Source organism: Azospirillaceae bacterium (assembly GCA_028283825.1).
In the GTDB taxonomy this organism is placed as follows: Bacteria; Pseudomonadota; Alphaproteobacteria; order Azospirillales; family Azospirillaceae; genus Nitrospirillum.
This window is the reverse complement of record JAPWJW010000002.1, coordinates 272,258-289,047: the sequence shown is the minus strand read 5'-3', so window position 1 is coordinate 289,047 and position 16,790 is coordinate 272,258. Positions and strand designations below refer to the sequence as shown.

15 protein-coding genes are annotated in these 16,790 nt (G+C 69.4%); 4 read left to right on the top strand and 11 right to left on the bottom strand.

The annotated features are described in order from the left end of the window. Positions 1–7: 7 nt before the first annotated feature. The 4 genes from xdhC to uraH are packed head-to-tail and all read right to left on the bottom strand — an operon-like array spanning position 8 to position 5,147. Positions 8–883, bottom strand: coding sequence for a xanthine dehydrogenase accessory protein XdhC (xdhC, locus tag PW843_09985; GenBank protein MDE1146937.1), 876 nt, complete (start codon positions 881–883; stop codon positions 8–10). Further along, complete coding sequence (gene xdhB / locus PW843_09980) at positions 880–3,246, bottom strand: xanthine dehydrogenase molybdopterin binding subunit (GenBank protein MDE1146936.1); 2,367 nt, start codon at positions 3,244–3,246, stop codon at positions 880–882. Before xdhB ends, xdhC begins: the two co-directional genes overlap by 4 nt. After that, positions 3,239–4,753, bottom strand: coding sequence for a xanthine dehydrogenase small subunit (xdhA, locus tag PW843_09975; GenBank protein MDE1146935.1), 1,515 nt, complete (start codon positions 4,751–4,753; stop codon positions 3,239–3,241). Before xdhA ends, xdhB begins: the two co-directional genes overlap by 8 nt. Before the next feature lies 1 nt (position 4,754). Further along, complete coding sequence (uraH, locus tag PW843_09970) at positions 4,755–5,147, bottom strand: hydroxyisourate hydrolase (GenBank protein MDE1146934.1); 393 nt, start codon at positions 5,145–5,147, stop codon at positions 4,755–4,757. A gap of 199 nt (positions 5,148–5,346) precedes the next feature. Between uraH and puuE the strand changes: the two genes are divergently transcribed. The 4 genes from puuE to PW843_09950 are packed head-to-tail and all read left to right on the top strand — an operon-like array spanning position 5,347 to position 9,237. After that, on the top strand, positions 5,347–6,267 hold the full coding sequence (gene puuE, locus PW843_09965; GenBank protein MDE1146933.1) for an allantoinase PuuE: 921 nt from the start codon (positions 5,347–5,349) through the stop codon (positions 6,265–6,267). Next, on the top strand, positions 6,264–6,755 hold the full coding sequence (uraD, locus tag PW843_09960) for a 2-oxo-4-hydroxy-4-carboxy-5-ureidoimidazoline decarboxylase (protein ID MDE1146932.1): 492 nt from the start codon (positions 6,264–6,266) through the stop codon (positions 6,753–6,755). Before puuE ends, uraD begins: the two co-directional genes overlap by 4 nt. Then, positions 6,752–7,993, top strand: a complete 1,242-nt coding sequence (locus PW843_09955; protein ID MDE1146931.1) for an allantoate amidohydrolase — start codon at positions 6,752–6,754, stop codon at positions 7,991–7,993. The genes uraD and PW843_09955 overlap by 4 nt, the downstream gene beginning before the upstream one ends. Next, positions 7,993–9,237, top strand: a complete 1,245-nt coding sequence (locus PW843_09950; GenBank protein MDE1146930.1) for a M20/M25/M40 family metallo-hydrolase — start codon at positions 7,993–7,995, stop codon at positions 9,235–9,237. The genes PW843_09955 and PW843_09950 overlap by 1 nt, the downstream gene beginning before the upstream one ends. Here PW843_09950 and PW843_09945 read toward each other — a convergent pair. From PW843_09945 to PW843_09915, 7 genes are all read right to left on the bottom strand, one after another. Beyond that, on the bottom strand, positions 9,197–11,344 hold the full coding sequence (locus PW843_09945) for a prolyl oligopeptidase family serine peptidase (protein ID MDE1146929.1): 2,148 nt from the start codon (positions 11,342–11,344) through the stop codon (positions 9,197–9,199). The genes PW843_09950 and PW843_09945 overlap by 41 nt on opposite strands. Positions 11,345–11,358: 14 nt before the next feature. Further along, positions 11,359–13,104, bottom strand: coding sequence for a DUF885 family protein (locus tag PW843_09940; protein MDE1146928.1), 1,746 nt, complete (start codon positions 13,102–13,104; stop codon positions 11,359–11,361). 160 nt (positions 13,105–13,264) lie between these two features. Then, a complete protein-coding gene (locus PW843_09935) occupies positions 13,265–13,558 on the bottom strand; it encodes a hypothetical protein (GenBank protein ID MDE1146927.1) in 294 nt (97 codons plus the stop codon). Between the two features lie 7 nt (positions 13,559–13,565). Beyond that, complete coding sequence (locus tag PW843_09930; GenBank protein MDE1146926.1) at positions 13,566–13,865, bottom strand: type II toxin-antitoxin system RelE/ParE family toxin; 300 nt, start codon at positions 13,863–13,865, stop codon at positions 13,566–13,568. Beyond that, positions 13,862–14,128 carry a type II toxin-antitoxin system ParD family antitoxin gene (locus PW843_09925; protein MDE1146925.1) on the bottom strand — a complete coding sequence of 89 codons (267 nt, stop codon included), beginning with the start codon at positions 14,126–14,128 and terminating at the stop codon, positions 13,862–13,864. The genes PW843_09930 and PW843_09925 overlap by 4 nt, the downstream gene beginning before the upstream one ends. 45 nt (positions 14,129–14,173) lie before the next feature. Then, positions 14,174–14,917: an EAL domain-containing protein gene (locus PW843_09920; protein MDE1146924.1), complete on the bottom strand. Its 744-nt coding sequence runs from the start codon at positions 14,915–14,917 to the stop codon at positions 14,174–14,176. Between the two features lie 83 nt (positions 14,918–15,000). After that, the gene (locus PW843_09915; protein MDE1146923.1) at positions 15,001–16,428 is read right to left on the bottom strand and encodes an FAD-dependent oxidoreductase; all 1,428 of its coding nucleotides are present in this window, start codon (positions 16,426–16,428) and stop codon (positions 15,001–15,003) included. Positions 16,429–16,790 lie beyond the last annotated feature (362 nt).

Sequence of the window (16,790 nt, the reverse complement as noted above, 5' to 3'; positions counted from 1 at the left end):
CGCCCCTCTAAATGCCCCCGGCGGCGTCCAGCATCACCGTCGCCTCCGGTGCGCGGCGCAGCAGGGCCACCAGCACCTCCGCCGCCGCCAGGGTGGCGATGACCTGCGGCCGCTTGTCGGAGAGCTGGTTGCCGCCGATGGGGCAGACCAGGCGCTTCAGAGGATCGGGGTCAAACCCCTGCGCCGTGTACCAGCGGGAGAAACGCTGGCGTTTGGTGTGTGACCCGATCATGCCGACATAGGCGGCATCGGTGCGCTGCACCGCCGCCGCCGTGATGGCGAAATCCAGATCGTGGTTGTGGGTCATGATCAGGAAGCCGGTGCCCGGCGGAGCCAGCGCCACCTGCCCCGGCATGTCGGTCGCGACGCGAATGTCGGCATCGGCCGGCGGGTCGGGCGGGAATTCGGCCGCCCGGCCATCCACCCAAACCAGGCGCAGCGGCAACGGCGCCACGGCATAGGCCATGGCCTTGCCGACATGGCCGGCGCCGAACAGCATCAGCCAGGGCTGGCCGGCCAGGGCCGTGGCCTCCGCCGCGCGCAGGCGGTACAACACGGCACCATCCACCCGTTCCACCGTCAGCACCACGTGGCCGCCACAGCACTGGCCCACCGCCGGCCCCAGGGGCACGTCCAGGCGCACCGGTTCCCCGCCCTCGACCAACAGGCGCCGGGCAGTTTCCAGGCCCAGATGTTCCAGCCGGCCGCCGCCCACCGTGCCCAATTGCCAGTCCAGGCCCACGGCGATGCAGGCGCCGACCTCACGCGGGGTGGAGCCGCGCGCCTCCACCACCGTCACCAGGGCCAGGGCCTCGCCCGCGTTCAGGTGGGCGGCCAGGGTGGCCGACAGCGGGCCGGGAGCGGACAGGGGAATCCTCGTCATGGTGCACTTCCGGCCGCGCGGGCGCGCAGGCGTTCGATGGTGGCCAGTACCCGTTCCGGCGTGGCCGGCGCGTCCAGCTGCGGGCAGAATCTATGGTCCGCCACGCTGGCCACCGCGTCGGACAGGGCGTGCAGCACGGAAATGCCCAGCATCAGCGGCGGTTCGCCCACCGCCTTGGACCGGTGGATGGTGTCCTCCACATTCGGGCTGTTCTGCACCAGGCGGACGTTGAAACGGCGGGGGCGGTCGCCGCAGGCGGGGATTTTATAGGTGCTGGGCGCGTGGGTGCGCAGGCGGCCCTTGGCATCCCACCACAGCTCCTCGGTCGTCAGCCAGCCCATGCCCTGGATGAACCCGCCCTCCACCTGGCCCTGGTCCAGGGCCGGGTTCAGGCTGTCGCCGCAATCATGCAGGATGTCCACCTGGTCCACGGTGTATTCGCCGGTCAGGGTGTCCACCGTCACCTCCGCCACCGCGGCACCATAGGCGTAGTAGAGGAAGGGCCGGCCCTGGCCCTTGGCCCGGTCCCAATGGATCTTGGGTGTCTTGTAATAGCCGGTGGCCGATAGGGACACCCGGCCCATGTAGGCCAATTTCACGAAATCCCTGAAGGCCACCATCTGCTCACCCACGGCCACGCCGTCGGCGGTGAAGGCCACAGCCGCCGGATCCACCGACCAATGGCCGGCGGCGAAGTCCACCAGCCGGGCCTTCAGTGTCCGGGCCGCGTTCTGCGCCGCCTTGCCGTTGATGTCGGACCCGGAGGAGGCGGCGGTGGCGGAGGTGTTGGGCACCTTGCCGGTGGTGGTGGCGGTGATGCGGATGCGGCCGATGTCCACCTGGAACTCATCCGCCACCACCTGCGCCACCTTGGTGTTCAAACCCTGGCCCATCTCCGTCCCGCCATGGTTCAGATGGATGGACCCGTCGGTGTAGATGTGGATCAAGGCCCCGCCCTGGTTATAGGGCGTGAAGGTGAAGGAGATGCCGAACTTCACCGGCGTCAGGGCCAAGCCCCGGCGCAGGTAAGGGCTGGTCGCATTGAATTCACGGATGGCCCGCCGGCGGGCGCGATAGTCCGACCATTCCTCGAGATCCGCCACCAGGGACGGAATGATGTTGTCCTCCACCGTCTGGTGATAGGGCGTCACGTTGCGGTCGGTGGTGCCGTAGAAGTTGCGTTGCCGTACGTCCAGCGGGTCCAGGCCGGTGGCGAACGCCACCTCCTCCACCACCCGTTCGGCCGCCACCATGCCCTGCGGCCCGCCGAAACCACGAAAGGCGGTGTTGGACACCGTGTTGGTCTTCAAGGGCAGGGAGGACATGCGGGCGTTGCCGTAGAAATAGCAATTGTCGGCATGGAACAGGGCGCGGTCGGTCACCGGCCCCGACAGGTCGGCGGCGAAACCGCAGCGCGCGGCGAACAGCATGTCCGCCGCCTGGATGCGGCCGTCGTCGTCGAAGCCAATCTTATAGTCGACCTCGAAATCATGGCGCTTGCCGGTGATGCGGAAGTCATCGTCGCGGTCGGGGCGCAGCTTGGCCGCCCGGCCGGTCTTCTTGGCCACCAGGGCGGCACAGGCGGCGAACAGATTGGCCTGGGTTTCCTTGCCGCCGAAGCCGCCGCCCATGCGCCGCACCTCCACCGTCACCGCGCCGTCGGGGATGTCCAGCACATGGGCCACGATGTGCTGCACCTCACTGGGGTGTTGGGTGGAGACGTGGACCAGCACGTCCTCATCCTCCCCCGGGATGGCCAGCGCGATCTGGCTTTCCAGGTAGAAATGCTCCTGCCCGCCGATGGCCATGCGGCCCGACAGGGTGCGGGGGGCGGCCTTCATCGCCGCATCCGCGTCACCCAGGCTGAGCGTCATGGGGGCGGTGACCAGCGTGCCGCCGGCATCCCGCGCCGCCTGGATGTCCAGCACCGGGTCCAGGTCGTCATACTGGACCTTGGCCAGCAGCACGGCGCGGCGCGCCGCCTCCCGCGTTTCGGCCGCCACGGCGAACAGGGGATGGCCGTCATATTCCGCCAGGCCCTCGGCGAACAGCGGCTCATCATGGCGCTGGCCGGCGCCGATGTCGTTGACGCCCGGCACATCGGCGGCGGTGAACACCGCCACCACGCCGGGGGCCGCGCGCACGGCGTCCAGGTCCAGCGACAGGATGCGGGCATGGGCGCGGGCGGCCAGGCCCAGTTGCACATGCAGCAGGCCCGCCGGTTCCGCGATATCGTCGATGTACAGCGCCTCACCACTCACATGCTTGTGGGCGCTTTCGTGGCGGCGGCTGACGTGGACGGCGCCGTCGATGCGGCGGGTTTCCACGGGCCCGGGAATATCAATCGGCGTCTTGTCAGGCATGGGACATGCCTCCGCTTGCGACATCGCAATGCCCAGTGGGGCAATGCCGGCCCGCCAGCACCCGCGTGGCCGGGGCGTCCGGTGACGACTCAACCTGGAACTTCAGCAGAAGGTTGCCGGCCACCGTCAGACGATAGGTGGCACTGGCGCGCCAGTCGCTCAAGGGCGCGAAGTCCTGGGCCAGGGCGGCCTTGGCCGCCAGCGCCGCCGCCGCGTCCCAGGGACGGCCGACCAGCGCCGCCTCGGCCACGGTGGCGCGCTTGGGCGTGCCCGCCATGCCGCCATAGGCCAGGCGGGCGCGGGTGACGATGCTGTCCCCATCCACCGTCACCAGGAAACAGGCGCACAGGGCGGAGATGTCCTGGTCGAAGCGCTTGGAAATCTTGTAGGCCGCGAACCGGTCGCCGGGGTCTGGCTTGGGCACCGTGACGCTCTCCACGAATTCACCCGGCAACCGGTCCTGTTTGCCGTAGGCCAGGAAGAAATCCTCCAGCGCCAGGGTGCGGCGGGCGGCCCCCCGGCGCAGGGTCAGGCTGGCGCCCAGCGCGATCAGGGCCGGCGGCGTGTCACCGATGGGGGAGCCGTTGGCGATGTTGCCGCCGATGGTGCCGGCGTTGCGCACCTGTTCCGCCCCCACCCGGCGCAGCAGTTCGCCCAAATCGGGGTGCAGGGCGCCCAAGGCCGCCTTGGCGGCGGTGAAGGTGACGCCGGCCCCCAGTTCCAGCGCGTCGCCCCCGTCGCGCACCTGGGCGAGATCGGTGACGCGGCCGGTGTAGATGATTGTGGGCAGCACCTTCTGGTGCTTGGTCACCCACAGGCCCACGTCGGTGGCGCCGGAAACGATGGTGGCGCCGGGTTCGGCCAGCACCAGGTCGGCCAGCTGGTCCACCGTGGCCGGCGCCAGGAAGCGGCGGCCATCCCGCCCGGTTTCCACCACGCGGGCATCGGCCAGGGCGGTCAGGGCGCGGGTGACGGTGGGCAGGGCGGCATCGATATGGTCGGGCGCGCGCTCGGTTTCCGCCAGGCGCCGCGCCGCCGCCACGATGGGGGCGTAGCCGGTGCAGCGGCAGAGGTTGCCGGCCAGGGCGTCGTCGATACGGCCCTCATCGGGGCACGCCTCCGCCCTATCCAGGGCGTACATCGACATGACGAAACCGGGGGTGCAGAAGCCGCATTGCGACCCGTGGCAGTCCACCATCGCCTGCTGCACCGGGTGCAGGCCGCCGTCCGGCCGCCGCAGATGTTCCACCGTCAGCAGCTGGCAGCCATCCAGGGTGGCGACGAAGCGGATGCAGGCGTTGATGGCCTCATACCGCACCGCGCCATCCACCAGGCGCCCCACCACCACGGTGCAGGCGCCGCAATCGCCCTCGGCACAGCCTTCCTTGGTGCCGATGCGCCGTTCGGCGCCGCGCAGCCAGTCCAGCACCGTCAGGGTGGGATCGACGTCGGTCAGTTCCCGCAATTCCTCGCCCAGCAGGAAACGGATGGTGCGGCGATGCGCCATCTCAACTGCCCCGGTAGGTGGAATAGGCGTAGGGGGAGATCAGCAGCGGCACGTGGTAGTGCTGGCCGGCGTCCGATATCGCGAAGCGGATCGGCACCTCATCCAGGAAGGGCGGCTCCGTCAGGGGCACGCCGACGGCGCGGAAATAGGCGCCGACGGCGAAGGTCAGCTCATACCGCCCCACCGCCAGGGCGTCGCCCGCCAGCAGCGGCGCGTCGCAGCGGCCATCGGCGTTGGTGCGGGCTGTGGCCACGCGGGTGCGGGCGCCGGCCGCGTCCAGGCGGTCCAGGGTCACGGCGATGCCGGCACCCGGCCGCCCGGCCATGGTGTCCAGCACGTGGGTGGTCAGCCGCCCGCCCGTTTTCCCTGATGAATCCGTGGAGCCCGTACTCATGCCATCCGCCCGTTCGTCGCCCTATTTTCGCTTGTGCACAAAAGGTACATGGGGTGCGGTGCCCCGTCAGCCCAGCCACCCTGGAAAGACTTTCAAAACAATCAGGAAAGCGCCCGGCGCCCGGGGCGCGATATGCTGGCCCCCCATGCTGGACCCTTCGGTGTCCCGGCGGTAAGAAAACAGGGGATCCAAGGGCATGATGAATGCGGACTATCCCCGCGACCTGATCGGTTACGGCGCGCGGCCGCCCCAGGCGGACTGGCCGAACGCCGCCCGCATCGCGGTGCAGCTGGTGCTGAACTATGAGGAGGGCGGCGAGAACTGCGTGCTGCACGGTGATGCCGCGTCGGAGGCCTTCCTGTCGGAAATGGTGGCAGCCCAGCCTCTGGCCGGCGTGCGCCACATGTCCATGGAATCGCTGTACGAATACGGATCGCGCGTCGGCGTCTGGCGCCTGCTGCGGCTGTTCGAGCGCAAGGGCATTCCCCTGACCGTCTTCGCCGTCGCCATGGCGGCGGAACGCCATCCGGAAATCATCCGCGCCATGGTGGACCAGGGCCATGAGATCGCCAGCCACGGCTATCGCTGGATCAACTACCAGTATATGGACCCCGCCGAAGAGGCGGCGCACATGGCGCGCGCCATGACCATCCTGGAACAGATCAGCGGCACGCGGCCGGTGGGCTGGTACACCGGCCGCACCAGCCCCAACACCCGCCGCCTAGTGGCGGAGCATGGCGGGTTCCTGTACGACGCCGACGCCTATGACGACGACCTGCCCTATTGGCAGCGGGTGGGCGACCGGCCGCAGCTGATCGTGCCCTACACCCTGGACTGCAATGACATGCGCTTCGCCCAGGTGCAGGGTTTCAACTGCGGCGACCAGTTCTTCACCTATCTCAAGGACAGCTTCGACGCCCTGTATGCCGAGGGGGCGGAGACGCCGCGCATGATGTCCGTCGGCCTGCACTGCCGCCTGGTGGGCCGGCCGGGGCGCATCCAGGCGCTGGAACGCTTCCTGGACTATGCCCGGGGGCATGAGGGCGTGTGGTTCGCCAGGCGGGCCGACATCGCCCGGCATTGGCATGCGCGCCATCCGTACAAGGGCGGTGGCGAATGAGCGGGCGCGACGCCTTCGTTGCCCGCTTCGGCGGGGTGTTCGAACATTCGCCCTGGATCGCGGAAGCCGCCTGGGACGCCGGCCTGCCCGACGATGCCGACACGGCCGAAGGGCTGCACGCAGCCTTGGTGGCCCAGTTCCGCGCCGCATCGCGTGAGCGGCGCCTGGGCGTGCTGCTGGCCCACCCGGACCTGGCCGGGCGCCTGGCCATCCGGGGGGAACTGACGGCGGACTCGTCGGCGGAGCAGGCGTCGGCCGGCCTGGACAAGTGCACACCGGAGGAATACGCGCGGTTCCAGGAATTGAACGACACCTACAAGGCGCGCTTCGGCTTCCCCTTCATCCTGGCGGTGCGCGGCCTGACCCGCGCCGCCATCCTGGAGAACTTCGCCGCCCGCGTGGACAACGACGCGGAGGTGGAATTCGCCACCGCCACGGCGCAGGTGGAGCGCATCGCGTGGTTGCGCCTGAAGGAGATGCTGGCGTGAGCGGGGAATTCGGCGGGCCGCTGATGGCGCGGCTGGACGCCTTCGCCCGGCACACGGCCGAAGCGCCGGCCCTGACCCGCCTGTACCTGACGCCGGAGCATCGCGCCGCCGCCGATGAGCTGCTGGCCTGGATGGGTGAGGCCGGCATGGCGGCACACCTGGACGCCACCGGCACGGTGGTGGGGCGCTATGAGGGGACGGTGCCGGGCCTGCCCGCCCTGCTGCTGGGCTCGCACATCGACACGGTGCGCAACGCCGGCAAGTATGACGGGAACCTGGGCGTGCTGGCGGCGGTGGCGGCGGTGGCGGAACTGAACCGCAGTGGTGAGCGCCTGCCCTACGCCATCGAGGTACTGGGCTTCGGCGATGAGGAAGGGGTGCGTTTTCCCACCACCCTGACCGGTAGCCGGGGGGTGGCCGGCACCCTGGCGCCCGGCGCCCTGGACATGCGCGACCGCGATGGCGTCACGCTGGGCGACGCCTTGCGGGCCTTCGGCTGCGACCCCGCCGGCCTGGGCGGGGTGGCGCGCGACCCATCCCGCGTGCTGGGCTTCGTCGAGGTGCATATCGAGCAGGGGCCGGTGCTGGAGGCGCAGGGCCTGGCGCTGGGCATCGTCACCGCCATCAATGGCGCGTCGCGCTATACCGTCACCGTCACCGGCCTGGCGGGGCACGCCGGCACCGTGCCCATGGCCCTGCGCCGCGACCCGCTGGCGGCGGCGGCGGAGATGGTGCTGGCGGTGGAGGCCTGCACCCAGGCCGAGCCCGACCTGGTGGCGACCGTGGGCCGGATCGAGGCCAGGCCGGGTGCGGTCAACGTCATCCCCGGCCAGGCGATCTTCACCATCGACCTGCGATCCCCCCGCGACGCCAGCCGCAAGGCCGCCGCAGCCGGGCTGCTGGACACCCTGGCCGCCATCGCCGCGCGGCGGGGGGTGGGGCTGGCGGTCCAACCGGCGCACGACGCCCCCGCCGCCCACTGCCACCCCGACCTGATGCGCCAGCTGGGCCACGCCGTGGCGCGGGCCGGCATCATCCCCCACCACCTGCCCAGCGGGGCGGGGCACGACGCCATGGCGCTGGCGCCGCTGTGCCCCATCGCCATGCTGTTCGTGCGCTGCAAGGGCGGTATCAGCCATCATCCGGATGAGGCCATCACCGCGGAAGACGCCGATTTGGCCGTTTCCGTTTTATTGGAATTCCTGCGCCGTTTCGAACCCGCCAAAGGACCGCTTTAATGACCGAAAATAGCGCCATCGTGCACGAATTCCTGACGGAAAAGCGCGACGACCAGGTGCGCTTCCTGGCGGAACTGGTCAAGGTGCCGTCCGACAATCCGCCCGGCGACTGCGCTCCCCACGCCGCCCGCGCGGCTGAACTTTTGGAGGGCCTGGGCTATGCCGTGGAGCGGCACGTCGTGCCCGACGCCCTGGTCCGGGCCAACGGCATGGTCAGCGCCGCCAACCTGATCGTGCGGCGCAGCTTCGGCACCGGCGGCCCCACCATCGCGCTGAACGCCCACGGCGACGTGGTGGCGCCGGGCGAAGGCTGGACGGTCGATCCCTATGCCGCCGCCATCAAGGACGGCTGGATGTACGGGCGCGGCGTCGCCGTCTCGAAATCCGATTTCGCCTCATACACTTACGCCCTGATGGCGCTGGACGAGTTGGCGCGCCGGGGCGTGGCCCTCGACGGCACGGTGGAACTGCACCTGACCTATGACGAGGAGGTGGGCGGGGAGATCGGGCCGCGCTGGCTGCTGGAACAGGGCTTGAGCAAGCCGGACTTCGCCGTGTCCGCCGGCTTCAGCTACGGCATCGTCACCGCCCACAACGGCTGTTTGCATCTGGAGGTGGAGGTGCGGGGCAAATCCGCCCACGCCGCCTTGCCCGCCACCGGCATCGACGCGCTGGAGGCCGCGACCCTTATCCTCAGCTGGCTGTACCGGCACCGCGCGGGATACGCCGCCACGGTGTCGGCCGTGCCCGGCATCGGCAGCCCCCAGCTGACGGTCGGCCTGATTTCCGGCGGCATCAACACCAACGTGGTGCCCGACCGCATCACCTTCCGCCTGGACCGCCGCATGATCCCGGAGGAACAGGGTGCGGCGGTGGAGGCGACCTTGCGGGAGGTGATCGCGGCCGCCGCCGCCGAACGGCCGGAGGCCACGGTGACCGTCCGCCGCATCCTGCTGGCCGAGCCCTTGAAGCCCATCCCCGGCACCGACCGCCTGACCGACACCCTCAGCCGCCACGCCAGCCGCATCCTGGGCGAGGCGGTGGCGGCCAAGGGCGTGCCGATCTACACCGACGCCCGCCATTATGCCGCCGCCGGCATCCCCACCGTGCTGTACGGCGCCGGCCCCCGCACCATCGAAGAGGCCAACGCCCATCGCGCGGATGAGCGCCTGCCCCTCGATGACCTTTACGCGGCGACGGAGGTCATGGCGCTGACCCTGGCGGATTTCCTGACGGGGTCGTGAGTTTTTCCGCCAGATAGGTGAACACCAGGGCGTCGCGCCGGGCGAGTTCCTTCAGGTTGGCGCTGCCCAGGTGCCCGCCCTCGCTGTTCTCATAATAGAGGTAGGGCAGGCCCATCTCCTTCATTTCCGCCGCCATCTTGCGGGCATGGCCGGGGTTCACCCGGTCATCCTTGGCGGAGGTGACGAAGAAGGGCTCCGGATAGGCCACCCCGGCCTTCAGGTTGTGATAGGGGGAGATGCCGGCCAGGAAGGCGCGTTCCGCCGGCACCGCCGGGTCGCCGTACTCCCCCATCCACGACGCGCCCGCCCCGATGACGGGGAAGCGCAGCATGTCCAGCAGGGGCACGCCGATCACCACCGCCCGCCACAGCTCGGGATGCTGGGTGAATTCCACCCCCATCAGCAGGCCGCCGTTGGACCGGCCCTCGATGCCCAGGTGCGGGGTGCTGGTCAGCTTCGTCGCCACCAGGTCGCGGGCGACGGCGGCGAAGTCGTCATAGATGATCTGGCGCCGGGTCTTCAGCCCCGCCTCATGCCAGGCGGGACCGAATTCGCCGCCACCCCGGATGTTGGCGGAGACATAGGCGCCGCCCCGCTCCAGCCACAGCTTGCCGGCGGCCCCCAGATAGTCGGGCAGTCGCGGCACCTCAAAGCCGCCGTAGGCCGTCAGCAGGGTGGGCGTGGTGCCGTCGAGCGGCACATCGCGCGGCCGCACCACGAAGTACGGGATCCGGGTGCCGTCGCTGGACACCGCCTCGCGCTGTTCCACCACCGCCTTGGAGGCGTCGAACTGCGGCGCGCTGGACTTCAGCTTTTGTACCGATCCGCTGTTGGTGTCGGCCAGATACAGGCTCTTGGGATCCAGGAAGCCCGTCACCGACAGGACCAGCTTGTCATGGTCGCGGTCGGCGCCGGTGACGTCGATGGCGGCGTTGTCGGGCAGTTGCAGCAAGGCGCGGCGCCAGCTGCCGTCGGCATTGCGGTCGGCGACGTAGACCCGGCCCTTCACGTTGTCGATCAGGGACAGCACCAGATGGTGCCGGGTGAAGCGCACGCCGGTCAGCGCCTGCCGCGAGGTCGGGGCGTAGACCACGGTCGGGTGGGGATGGTCGGGGTCGGCGGTCAGGGCCGCCAGGTCCAGGGCCACGACGCTGCCTTGGGCCACCGCCACGCCACCCGCGTCCCAATCCTGCTTCACCTCCACGATCAACTGGCCGTCGTGCAGGCCGTGGACGGCGGACTTCAGCGGCAGGGACAGCCGCCGGGGCTGGCCGTCCACCAGCAGGTACTTCTCCGACTCAAAGAAGCTGACGTTCCGGACGATCAGCAGGGCGCCATGGCCCTGGGCGTCGCGCAGCGCGTGCGGCGTGACACTCATGTCCGTCTTGCCGCCGCGGAAAACCTCCCGCGCCTGGTCCAGGGGCTGGCCGCGCTTCAGCACCTTGACCACCAGGGCATAGCCCGCCTGGCTCATGGTGCCGGGGCCCCAGTCGCGGGCCACCAGCAGGGTGTCGGCATCGGCCCAGGCCAGGTTCTGCTTAGCCCGCGGCAGGGTGAAGCCGCCGGGCACGAAGGCCCGCGTCTCCAGGTCGAATTCCCGCTGGGTGACGGCGTCCTCACCCCCGTTCGACAGGGACAGCATGCAGCGCCGCTGGGCGACCGGCTCACAAATGGGGTTGTGGAACACCCACTTCACGCCTTCCGCCTTTGACAGGGCGTCCAAATCCAGCACCGTCTGCCAGTCGGGCTTATCCTTGGCGAAACCGGCCAGGGTGACACGGCGCCACAAGCCCTGCACATGGGCGCTGTCCTGCCACAAATTGTACAGCGTCTCATGGTGGAAGTTGACCGCCGGCACCCGGTCCTCGCTCTCGGCGATGGCCGTCGCCTCAGCCAGCAGACTGGCATAGCGGGGGTCGGCCTGCAACCGGGTGACGGACCGATCCGTCTCGGCCTTGCCCCAGGCCTGCGCCTGGGGGTTGGCCATGTCCTCCATCCACGACCGGGGATCGTCGGGAATGCCGGTCGCGGGGTTGGGGTCGGCCAGGGCCCCGGCCGTCGTCATCAGGGCGATGGACAGGGCCAGCATGCGTGCCAAACGCTTCATCGTATGATCAGGCCTCAATTGGACAGTTCCTGGGGATCCTTGCCGCCGCCGGCGATGAAGCGGTCGATCTCCGCGTCCAGCACCGGCAGGGGGACGGAGCCGATGGCCAGCACGGCGTCGTGGAAGGCGCGGATGTCGAACTTGTCGCCCAGCGCCTGTTCCGCCTTGGCGCGCAGGCGTTCGATGTCCATCTCGCCCAGCTTGTAGGCCAGGGCCTGGCCCGGCCAGGTGATGTAGCGGTCGACCTCGATCTCGATGTCGTGGGAGGCCAGGGCGGTGTTGCTGGTCAGGAAGTCGATGGCCTGCTGGCGCGACCAGCCGTAATGGTGGATGCCGGTGTCCACCACCAGGCGCGCCGCCCGCCACATCTCGAACGTCTCGCGCCCGAATTCCTCGTACGGGGTCTCATACAGCCCCATCTCCCGCCCCAGCTTTTCCACGTAGAGCGCCCAGCCCTCGCCATAGGCCGAGATGTAGCTGTTGCGGCGGAACTCCGGCACGTCCTTGCGCTCGGCCGCCAGCTGCAATTGCAGGGCATGGCCCGGGGAGCATTCGTGCAGCACCAGGGAGGTCAGGTTGTACAGCGGGCGGGACGGCAGGTCATAGGTGTTCATCATGCAGTTCTCGCGCCCGCCGCGGCCCGAGGTGTAATAGGGCGCGATGGCGTCGGGCACGGGGTTGATGCCGAAACGTTCGCGCGACAGGTGGCCGATCCAGCGGCCGATCTTCCCGTCCTGCTTCTTGGAGATCCAGGACGCGCGCATCAGCAGCTCATCCGGCGTCTTGGCGTAGAACTGCGGATCGGTGCGCAGGAATTGCAGGAATTCCGCGAAGGTGCCCTGGAAGCCGGTGGCCTTGATGGTGGCCAGCATCTCCTCATGGATGCGGGCGACCTCCGCCTCGCCCATGCGGTGGATCGCCTCCGGGTCCAGATCCAGGGTGGTGTATTCCTTGATCTGGGCGCGGTAGTAGGCCTTGCCGTCGGGCAGCTTTTCCGCCGCCAGGGTGACGCGGGCGCCGGCCACGTATTCCTCGCGGAAGAAGGTCAGCAGGCGCTGGTGCGCCGGGATGACGGCCGTGCGGATGGCCTCCAGCCCCGCCTGGCGCAGGGCGTCGCGCTCCGCCGCCGGGACGCCGGCGGGGAAGGTCTTGAACGGCTGGAAGAAGGGGTTGTTCTCAGGTGCGGCCGGGTCGGCGGCGGCGGCGATGGCCCCGTCGCGGCCGTTCAGGGTGGCGCGCGGCAGGCTGAAGCCCCGCTTCAGGCCGGCCCGCATGTTGGCCGTCTGCTCCGCGTAATAGCGGGGGATGTCGTTCAGGCGGGCGATGTAGTCGCGGTACTGCGCCACTGTGTTCATCGGCCGGCCGGCGCTGCTGGCCAGGCCCGCCCAGAAGGAGCTGTCGCTGTTGAACGGCATCTCATACAGCTTGAACGTCTGATGGTCGATCTGCACCAGCAGCTGCTGGCGCAGCACGGCGCGGTTGATCCGCCCCTCCGGCGACAGCTGGTCGTCCGCCACGGCATCGACCGCCGCCAGCGTTTCCCGGGCGTGTTTCAGGCGGGCCGCCTGGCTGTCGGGGTCGACATGCGCCAGGTGATTCTCCCCCGGGCCGTCCTTGTGCCGCCACTCCCAGTCCGCCGTATAGATCGCCTTCAGCCGCGCGTCGGCACTGTCCGGGGTCGTGTCACCCGCGACCGCCCATCCGGAAACGGCGGCCAGAACCAGGGCCACCGCCCCGCCCACCATCAACGAAGCCTTCATCACCACACCCGTTATTGTTTGAACGGCGGTCCCCTTCCGGTACCCCGCAATCCCGACCGGGACCCACCTGCCCGGCAACGGTCGCAGGCGCCGGCCCGTCCGTCAAAATTTTCAGTGCTCTGTCGATGAAATTTGGCCGGCGGAGGCCGGCACACCGCGCTCAGCGGCGCGGCCGGCGCAGGGTCCAGCCCTTGCCGGTGACGATCTGCGCCAGCACCAGCAGGCCGTTGACCAGGCCCAGCACACCGATGATCACGGCGCCGAACCGCACCCCGTGCAAGGGGCCGTTGACCACCAGATTGTCGGCCACCAGCACCCCCACGGCCACGAGGGAAAGGCCGCCCAGCAGCAGATAGCCGTTGCGCCGCCCCGTCGCCGCCACCCGCCGCCAATCATGGACGCAGACAGCAAGGATGGAGAGCAGGCCCAGGGCGGCGAGGATGTCGAGGATCATGACTGTCTCAAAGGTGACCGGATAGAAGGACGGCAAAGTCGCGCGCGCCATGCAGGACGCGCAAGACCTCAACCTCAGTCTTTTTGACGCGGTAAAAAATCAGGTAATCGCCGACAACGCGGCGACGGATGCCCTGGGCCGCGAAACGGGGAACCACGGGGTATGCCCGGGGGTACTCACCCAACGCCAGGCATTTGCCTTGCAGGTCCACGACGAAGGGAATGGCCCGATCCGGTTCGCGTTCCGCGATCCAGTCCACGATGGAGGCCAGATCGGCCGCCGCCGCACGGGCGATGACGACCTTCAAGCCTTGCTGCCGCCCGCCTTGGTCCTGGCGAGCTTGGCCAGCAATTCATCGAAGACGGTTTCCGCCGGCAGCACATCACCGGCATCGGCGTCATCCAGCCCCCGTTGCAGGGCGGCATCCAGCGCGGCCAGCTTCAATTCCCGCTCATGCAGCAGACGCACCCCGTCCCGCAGCACCTCGCTGCGGGAGTTGTAGCGCCCGGAAGACACAAGCTGATCGACGATCCCCTCAAGCTGGGGGCCGAGACTGACACTGCTGGGCATGGGCACATCCTCCGCCGCCAAGCCATTCGCTTCGGATAACTATTATCACAACCCCGCCGGCACCGGCAGCGCCTGGAAGGCCGGGCGGCCGAAGAGGTAGCCCTGGAACAGGGTGACGCCCAGGTCGCGCAAGCTCGCCAGTTCGGCATCCGTCTCCACCCCTTCGGCGACGATGGCGATGCCCAGGGTGCGGCAGACCTGGACGATGGCGCCGACGATGGTGCGGGCCACCGGCTTTTCATCGATGGACCGGGTCAGTTCCATGTCGATCTTGATGATGTCCGGCTGGAACTTGGCCAGCAGGGTCAGGCCGGCGTAACCGGCGCCGAAATCGTCGATGGCCGACAGGAAACCCTGGCGGTGGTATTCGCGGAAGATGTCCAGCAGGTGGGTGGGATCCTGCACCGGCTCGTTCTCCGTCACCTCGAACATCAGGCGATCCAGGGGCAGGCCCATGGCGTGGCTGGTCCGCAAGGTCGCCCGCAGGCAGTTCTCCGGGCGGTAGACCGCCGCCGGCAGGAAGTTGATGGACAGCCGCGCGCCGGTCGCCACCAGGCCCAGGCGGGCCGCTGTCTCGATCGCCGTCACCCGGCAGGTCTGGTCGAAGGCATAGCGGTTGTGCGCATCCACCCGGGCCAGCACCTCCGCCGCCGGCTGGCCCTCCGGCCCGCGCACCAGCGCCTCGTAAGCGAAGACATTGCGCCGGTCCAAGTCGACGATGGGCTGGAACGCCATGGCGATAGGGAAAGGTGCCGCCACGCCGTCCTGGCAGGCGCCGCAATCAGACATCTTGGAATCCATTCAACTGCCGTCAGGCCCTAGATAAGGCCACGGCGCGCGGATTGGACAAGGGTAAGGACGATGGCGAAGGCCTACGCCTCCACCACCGCACGGGCATGGCGGCCGATGTGGGCGGTGACGTACTGCGCCAGGGTGGCCGCCTGCATGCGGATGTCCGGCACGGCGATCATTTCCCAGAAGGTGCCGCGCGTCACCGGGCCGATGGCGTACAAGCCGCTGACTGGGCGGCCGCCGGCGTCCAGCACCCGCGCCTCCTCATCCACGTCCAGGCCCAGATGCAGGGGATCGGGGCGGATCATGCCCTGGGCCAGCAGGTCGCGCACCAGCGGGTCGGTCACCCGCAGGATGTCGCAGCAGGGCCCGGAGCAGTTGATCACCTGGTCCACCGGGAAGGTGATGTCCGACGTCTCATTGCGGGGACGATAGGTCACGCGCACCTTGCCCTGGACGGCGTCCGGCACCTCTTCGATCGATTGCAGCCGGCCGGCGGTGACGATCAGGGCGCCGGTGGCCTGCAGGGCCGTCAGTTCCGTCGCCACGGCGGGCGCCAGGCGATGGCGGTGCACGTCCCACCAGGGGCGCAGGTGGCGCAGGAAACGCTTGCGCTCCGCCTGCGGCAGGGATTGCCAATAGGCCACGGTGCGGGGCCGCAGGCTGTCGATCACCGGCTGCCAGGCGCGGCCGGCCGCCTGTTCCTGGCGCACCTGCCGGCGCACCTGGGCCAGCGCGCGCGACAGCGAGGTCGGCATGTCTGGCGGCGGCGGCATGACGTGGGGCACGGCGTCGGTATGGCGGCGGGGCATCAGGCCGCGCCGCGACAGGGCGATGATCTGCCCCTGGTGGCCACGGGCGCGCAGCGACAGCACGGTGTCCACCATGGTCAGGCCGGTGCCGACCACCAGCACGCTGTCGCGCACGCCGATCTGCCGCGCCACGCTGGGCGCCCAGGGATCGGGGTGGAAGCGGTCGGACCGGAAGAAGGCGCCGTCGAACAGGTGCGGCGGCTGCGGCGGGAAATTGCCGATGGCCAGCACGGCCGCGTCCAGGGTGTATTCCCGGCCCACGTCCAGGCGCACCACCATGCGGTCGCCCTCACGCCGCAGGGCGACGGCGGTGTCGGGCACCAGGATGAGGCGGCCGGCGGAGCGCGACTGCCTGGCCGCGTCCGACACCATCCTTTGCAGGTACTGGCCGTAGGTCTGGCGGGCCACGAAACTGGCGGGGCCGGCGCCGGCGGCACCCGACACGCTGTCGCCCTGTTCCCGCAGCCAGGCCAGGAAATGGTCCGGCTGGTCGGGAAACGCGCTCATGTTGCCGGCGCGCACGTTCAGCAGATGGGCGGGATTGCCGGTGGCGTACGCCAGGCCCCGCCCGAAATCAGAGGCGCGTTCGATCAGCAGCACGCGCGGACAATCCGCCCCCCGGGACAAAAGGTGCAGCGCCAGCAATGATCCGCTGAAGCCCGCCCCGATGATGGCGATGGTCGGACGAGATGTCATGGGTGTTCCTGCCCAGCGCCCAATAGCGGGCCCCCAAGTTGAGCCCCATGCTCAGGTGGCACGGGGGCCACTGTCAAGCGACGTTTGGCTTACATCACACATTCGTTGCATGTGAAATAAGCGACACCCCAGACCGCCCGAAAAGCAAGGCCGGCCATGCCATCAGGCGCATCAGAGCGCCAGCCCCGGCCGGATACACCGCCGAAACCGGACCTGCGGCCAAGCGCCGCTAACCGCTGGGGGGTGTTGAAAAAACGCATATACGCAAATGATCATGTGATTATAGGCGAACTGCCGGACACGCCGTCCCGGGTTTGGCCGGGGCGTCGAGGGCGCAGGCGAACAATGACGATGGCGGCACC

What these genes read in the sequence shown, in the direction of transcription:
- xdhC (MDE1146937.1), bottom strand. Translation starts at nt 883, where the DNA reads ATGACGAGGATTCCCCTGTCCGCTCCCGGCCCGCTGTCGGCCACCCTG.
- xdhB (MDE1146936.1), bottom strand. Translation starts at nt 3,246, where the DNA reads ATGCCTGACAAGACGCCGATTGATATTCCCGGGCCCGTGGAAACCCGC.
- xdhA (MDE1146935.1), bottom strand. Translation starts at nt 4,753, where the DNA reads ATGGCGCATCGCCGCACCATCCGTTTCCTGCTGGGCGAGGAATTGCGG.
- uraH (MDE1146934.1), bottom strand. Translation starts at nt 5,147, where the DNA reads ATGAGTACGGGCTCCACGGATTCATCAGGGAAAACGGGCGGGCGGCTG.
- puuE (MDE1146933.1), top strand. Translation starts at nt 5,347, where the DNA reads ATGAATGCGGACTATCCCCGCGACCTGATCGGTTACGGCGCGCGGCCG.
- uraD (MDE1146932.1), top strand. Translation starts at nt 6,264, where the DNA reads ATGAGCGGGCGCGACGCCTTCGTTGCCCGCTTCGGCGGGGTGTTCGAA.
- PW843_09950 (MDE1146930.1), top strand. Translation starts at nt 7,993, where the DNA reads ATGACCGAAAATAGCGCCATCGTGCACGAATTCCTGACGGAAAAGCGC.
- PW843_09945 (MDE1146929.1), bottom strand. Translation starts at nt 11,344, where the DNA reads ATGAAGCGTTTGGCACGCATGCTGGCCCTGTCCATCGCCCTGATGACG.
- PW843_09940 (MDE1146928.1), bottom strand. Translation starts at nt 13,104, where the DNA reads ATGAAGGCTTCGTTGATGGTGGGCGGGGCGGTGGCCCTGGTTCTGGCC.
- PW843_09935 (MDE1146927.1), bottom strand. Translation starts at nt 13,558, where the DNA reads ATGATCCTCGACATCCTCGCCGCCCTGGGCCTGCTCTCCATCCTTGCT.
- PW843_09925 (MDE1146925.1), bottom strand. Translation starts at nt 14,128, where the DNA reads ATGCCCAGCAGTGTCAGTCTCGGCCCCCAGCTTGAGGGGATCGTCGAT.
- PW843_09920 (MDE1146924.1), bottom strand. Translation starts at nt 14,917, where the DNA reads ATGTCTGATTGCGGCGCCTGCCAGGACGGCGTGGCGGCACCTTTCCCT.
- PW843_09915 (MDE1146923.1), bottom strand. Translation starts at nt 16,428, where the DNA reads ATGACATCTCGTCCGACCATCGCCATCATCGGGGCGGGCTTCAGCGGA.